The sequence below is a fragment of the Mesorhizobium sp. M1E.F.Ca.ET.063.01.1.1 genome (assembly GCF_003998155.1).
Taxonomy (GTDB): domain Bacteria; phylum Pseudomonadota; class Alphaproteobacteria; order Rhizobiales; family Rhizobiaceae; genus Mesorhizobium.
The window spans coordinates 1-5,283 of record NZ_RZSC01000413.1; the positions used below are offsets into that span (position 1 = coordinate 1).

At 63.0% G+C, this 5,283-nt stretch carries 3 protein-coding genes; all 3 read left to right on the top strand.

Annotation, left to right across the window (positions count from 1 at the left end; translation table 11 throughout):
• The coding region (locus EOA29_RS24075) for a patatin-like phospholipase family protein (protein WP_145969766.1) at window positions 1-568 on the top strand (568 nt) is incomplete at its 5' end.
• A 472-nt stretch (window positions 569-1,040) separates the two neighbouring features.
• A complete protein-coding gene (locus EOA29_RS24080) occupies window positions 1,041-3,668 on the top strand; it encodes a VCBS domain-containing protein (RefSeq protein ID WP_127221686.1) in 2,628 nt (875 codons plus the stop codon).
• A gap of 181 nt (window positions 3,669-3,849) precedes the next feature.
• Window positions 3,850-5,283, top strand: a 1,434-nt coding sequence (locus EOA29_RS24085) for a type I secretion system permease/ATPase (RefSeq protein ID WP_127221688.1), incomplete at its 3' end; no start/stop codon positions are given.

The following is a 5,283-nucleotide window of genomic DNA, read 5'->3' on the forward strand; positions in this document are numbered from 1 at the left end:
GTTCAACATCGAGCGCATCCTGAAAGCCTTCCTGCCGGAGGCCATTCCCGCGACCTTCGAAGAGCTGAAGATCCCGCTCAAGGTGACGGCGACCGACTATTTCGGACACAAGCTCGCGGTGTTCGCAGAGGGCGACCTGCGATCGGCGTTGGCAGCCTCGGCAGCCATTCCGGCCATGTTCCGCCCGGTGACGCGCGATGGTCGGGTGCTGATCGACGGCGGCATCTACAACCCGGTGCCCTTCGACCTGGTCGAGGAGGACGCCGACATCATCATCGCCATCGATGTGGTTGGGGCGCCGAGCGACGCCGAGCGCAAGCACCCGACAACGATCGACCTGCTCTATGGCGCCAATCAGCTGATGATGCAGTCGATCATCGCCAACAAGCTCAGGCAGCATCCGCCGGACATCCTCATCCGCCCGGCCGTCTCGAAATACCGCGTGCTCGACTTCCTGAAGATCGAGACGCTGCTGGCCGACACGGTCGAGATCAAGGACGAGCTGAAGCGCGCCGTCCATAAGGCGATTGCCGAGCATGGCGGCAAGCGGGGCAAGAAGGCGGTGTGAACGATCAACCTCTGGCCGACTCGCTCCACCTGTCGCCAATCTCCGTTGACTTGGACTTCCATGGCTATCAATGCAGTTTATCCACAAATGCGTACAAGTACGCGTTTTGTCATTAACTCTTCATCGAATTGGCTGTTGACGCCCCCCGGGTAAAGTTAATAATGTACTAATATAGGGGTAGCGCGAATTATCTCCCGACCGGCAACAACGAGTTACGGCGCTACTGGGGCAGGGGAAACGCAGCGCGGTTATTATAGCCGTCGCAGCCATCACCATCGAGCCACCGCCTGTCTGTGAACGCCATTTGGGCTGGCGGTTCATAGACGGGCCGTCGGGTTGCGCCTGGTTGCATGGCAATTTGAGCAATTTCTCTTCCCCTTAGACTGGGCGCCGATTCGTCGGCATGGGGTGGTCTGTCGTCGACTAGACGGCAATGAGCGGCGCTGCGGCGCCCGCCAAGGGGTAGAAATAGATGGCTACTACGCAAATTTCCGGTGCAGGCGGCACCACGACGTCGTTCTCCAACACGCCGCAGGCACAGGGCGATGTCTTCAACTACAGCGAGGACACAGCCGTCGTCGTTTCCGGCTCCCAGTCCATCATCCTGCTGGATGTTTTGGCGAACGACTTGGGTGGGAATGCCAAGACCCTCTATTCGATTGACGACGGCACGTCCGCAACGACGTCCACCAAGCAGCCCGCCCCCCTCGACCTGACGACCCAGGATTATCAGACGAGCGGCATCTCCGCCTGGGAGGACATCGGCGGCGGCGTCCGGATCCGCATCAACAACGGCAAGGTCGAGATGGACCTCAGCCAGTATCTGCAGCAGCATTATGGGCTTTCCAGCCTGCAGGCGCTCGGCGCGGGCGACCAGATAAACGAGACCTTCACCTACGCGATCAAGCTCGGCAACGGAACGCTGAGCTGGGCCAGCGTCAACGTCAACATCCAGGGCACCAATGACGGCGCCACGATCACCGCCGCTCCCGGCGCCGACAGTGCCGTGGTTGAAGCGGGCGGCGTCGCCAACGGCACGCTGGGCGACCCCAGCGCGCACGGGCAGTTGATCATTTCAGACGTTGATGCCGGCCAGAACCATTTCCAGACCCCGCCGAGCCTCCAGGGAACCTACGGCAATTTCACCTTCGACACGGCATCCGGCGCCTGGACCTATGCCCTCACCCAGGCCCTAGCTGACCCGCTGACGCAGGGCCAGCACGTCACCGATACCTTGACCGTGACATCGGCCGACGGAACCGCGAGCTACGACATCGTTGTCAATATTACTGGAACCAACGACGCGGCGGTGATCACCGGCGATGCGACCGGTTCGGTCACCGAGGCCTCCGGCGTCGCCAACGGCACGGCCGGCACCTCGCCGGCGACCGGCGATCTCGACGCCACCGACGTCGACAGCCTGACCGACTTCTCGGTGGTGACCAACGGCGTGCACGGCACGCTGAGCATCAATGCGGCCGGCGAGTGGAGCTACGTGCTCAACGAGGACGATGCCGCCGTGCAGGCGCTCAATGCCGGCGATCCGGCGCTGACCGACACCATCACGGTGCAGACCTCGGACGGCACCCAGCAGAACATCGTCATCTCGATCAACGGCGCCAACGACGCGGCGGTGATCACGGTTAACGGGGTACAAGACACGTCCGTGACGGAAAAGGGCGGCGTGGCCAATGGCACTCCTGGTGATGCGACGGCGTCTGGCGATCTCAATGCGACCGACGTCGACAATGCCGCGACCTTCAATACGCAGACCGCTGCCTCCAAGAGCTATGGCACGTTCTCGATTGATGCGAACGGAACCTGGAACTACACGCTCGACGACAACAATGCTGCCGTGCAGGCGCTCAACAGCGCTGGCGCGAACACCACGTTGCATGAACTGGTGACGGTGACCACCGTCGACGGAACCCAGCAGGTGATCGACATCACCATACATGGAGCGAATGATGCCGCAGCGCTTTCTTCGGCCTTGTTGAACCTGACCGAAGGCAATGCGGCCGCCGACATCTCGACCTCAGGGTCATTGACCATCTCGGATGTCGACAGCGACCCACACTTCGTCGCCCAGGCCGGCACGGCCGGCAACTACGGCACCTTCGCCATCGATGCCGATGGCAACTGGACCTATACCGCCTCCTCTGCGCATGACGAGTTCGTGGCTGGCCAGCACTATGCCGAGAACTTCGACGTGGTCAGCGCCGACGGCACCCATACCTCGGTCGCCATCGACATCCTCGGCACGGATGACGGCCCACCGCGCTTTGCTCCGACCGACATCCAGCTCACACCTGACACCAGCCCCACCGGGGATGTAAATTTCAATCAGTTCAGCTTCTCGGGAACGCTGAGCGCGACCGACCCGGATTCCGGCAGTTTTGTATACAGCATCACCTCGCAGTCGGATGCGGGCCTGTTTTCGATCAGCGGGAATACGCTCAGCTCGGCAAGTCTCACGACAAGCAACACAGCCACCGTGACCGTGCAGGCCACCCAGGTCGGCGATCCGGCCGGGCCTGCGTATCAGTATACAGAGACATTCCAGTTCATTACCGGCAGCAACGGCAATTCGGGAGAGACCTTCAACAGCCCCAGCAACAACGGTGACGACGTCCTCTACGGCAACGGCGGCGCGGATCAGATTTTCGGCCTGGCCGGCAACGATACGCTGTTCGGCCAAAGCGGCAACGACACGCTGAACGGCGGCGATGGCAACGACAAACTCGTTGGCGGTGTTGGAGCTGATACGCTGACCGGCGGCGCGGGGGCCGACACGTTCTATTATGGATCGGACGTCTCGGATTCGCCGGCAAGTGCCGCAAACGACACCATCACCGACTTCGTGCATGGCGTCGACAAGATCGACCTGTCATCCATAGACGCCAATACCGCCAGCGGCGGCGATCAGGCGTTCCTCTTCGGCGGGCTGAACGCGAATACCGTCGCCAACAGCATCACCTGGTCGGAGGTCGGCGGCAACACCATCGTCCACGTCGACGTGACCGGCAATACGACGGCCGACTTCCAGATCACGCTGACCGGCATCAATCTCGGACTGACGGCAAGCGACTTCGTGCTGTGAGGAAGGAGGTGAGCCCGCGGCCACGCGCGGCTCACCTCGTCTCCCGCAGGCCGACGATTCGAGGTTACGAATTAAGGTTTACATCAGGTTTACGAGCGGATCGCGTGGCCGATTGAGGGATCGGGAGTAGGATTTCTTCAGGGCAAGCAGTTTGGGCAGGGGGCGGTTCTCCGCTGGGTATGTGAGTTTCGACAAGAAATCCAAGATCGTCAGGGATGCGCTTCTCGCCTGCCGCCGCTATTTCCTCTTCGCGGCGGTGTTCAGCCTGGCGATCAACCTGCTTTACCTCGCATCCCCGCTCTACATGCTGCAGGTCTACGACCGGGTGGTCACCAGTGGCAGCGAGACCACTTTGGTGATGCTGACCCTGGTGCTGCTTGCGGCCTTCCTGGCGCTTGCCGGCCTCGACCTCGTGCGGGCCGCGATCCTGACACGCGCCAGCGCCCGGCTCGACCGGCTGCTTTCGGCCAAGATCCTGGCCGCATCGGTCGAGACGCCATCGCAGGGCGCCGCGCAAAGCCAGCCGATCCGCGATTTCGACACGTTCCGGCAGGTGATCACCGGCAGCGGCATCCATGCACTGTTCGACCTGCCGTGGTCGCCGATCTATATCGGCATCATCTTCCTCCTGCATCCCTGGCTCGGCTTCTTCGCGCTGGGCTCCTCGCTGCTCTTGATCGCCATGGCGGTGCTCAACGAATACATGGTGAGGGCGCCGCTCAAGCAGGCCAACGACCTTGCCACCGTCAATTACAATTTCACCGAAATGAGCCTCAGGAACGCGGAAGTCATTCGCGCCATGGGTATGATCGACGGGCTCGTGCGCCGCTGGGGTCGCGACCGCGGCCTGGCGCTGCGGCAGCAGGGGCAGGCCAGCGACCGGGCAGCGCTGATGTCCGGTCTGATACGCTTCCTGCGCCTCACCATGCAGTCGCTGATCCTCGGCGTCGGCGCCTATCTGGTCATCGAGCGGCAGATCACCGGCGGCTCGATGTTCGCGGCGAGCCTGCTGCTGGGCAGGGGGCTGCAGCCGGTCGAGCAGATCGTCGGCCTCTGGCGCAGCCTGATCCTGGCGCGGGCCGCCCTCGACAGGGTCGAGAAGCTGCTGGACGGCGGCGCGCGGAGCGAACGGTCGTTCAATCTGCCGAAACCCACGGGCAAGATCGCCGTCGAGCAGCTCAGCTTCGCTATCCCCGCGGCGCAGAAGGTGCTGCTGCGCGATGTCTCGTTCCGGTTGGAAGCTGGCGAGGCGCTCGGCATCGTCGGCCCTTCCGGCGCTGGCAAGTCGACGCTTGCCCGTCACCTCGCGGGCATCATGCAGCCGAGCCGCGGCACGGTCAGGCTGGATGGCGCCGACATGACGCAATGGGGCAGGGAGGCGCTCGGCGACCATATCGGCTACCTGCCGCAGGACATTGAGCTGTTTTCCGACACGGTCGCCGCCAACATCGGCCGCTTCAAGACCGATGTCGACCGCGAGGTGATCGAGGCCGCCCGGCTCGCCGGCGTGCATGAGATGATCATTCGCCTGCCGCAAGGCTATGAGACGCAGATCGGCGAGGGCGGGGCGGTGCTGTCCGGCGGTTACCGTCAGCGCATCCCGCTTGCCCGCGCC

Bases quoted from the DNA above. Each gene is read 5' to 3' on its own strand.
- EOA29_RS24080 (WP_127221686.1), top strand. From the start codon at position 1,041: ATGGCTACTACGCAAATTTCCGGTGCAGGCGGCACCACGACGTCGTTC.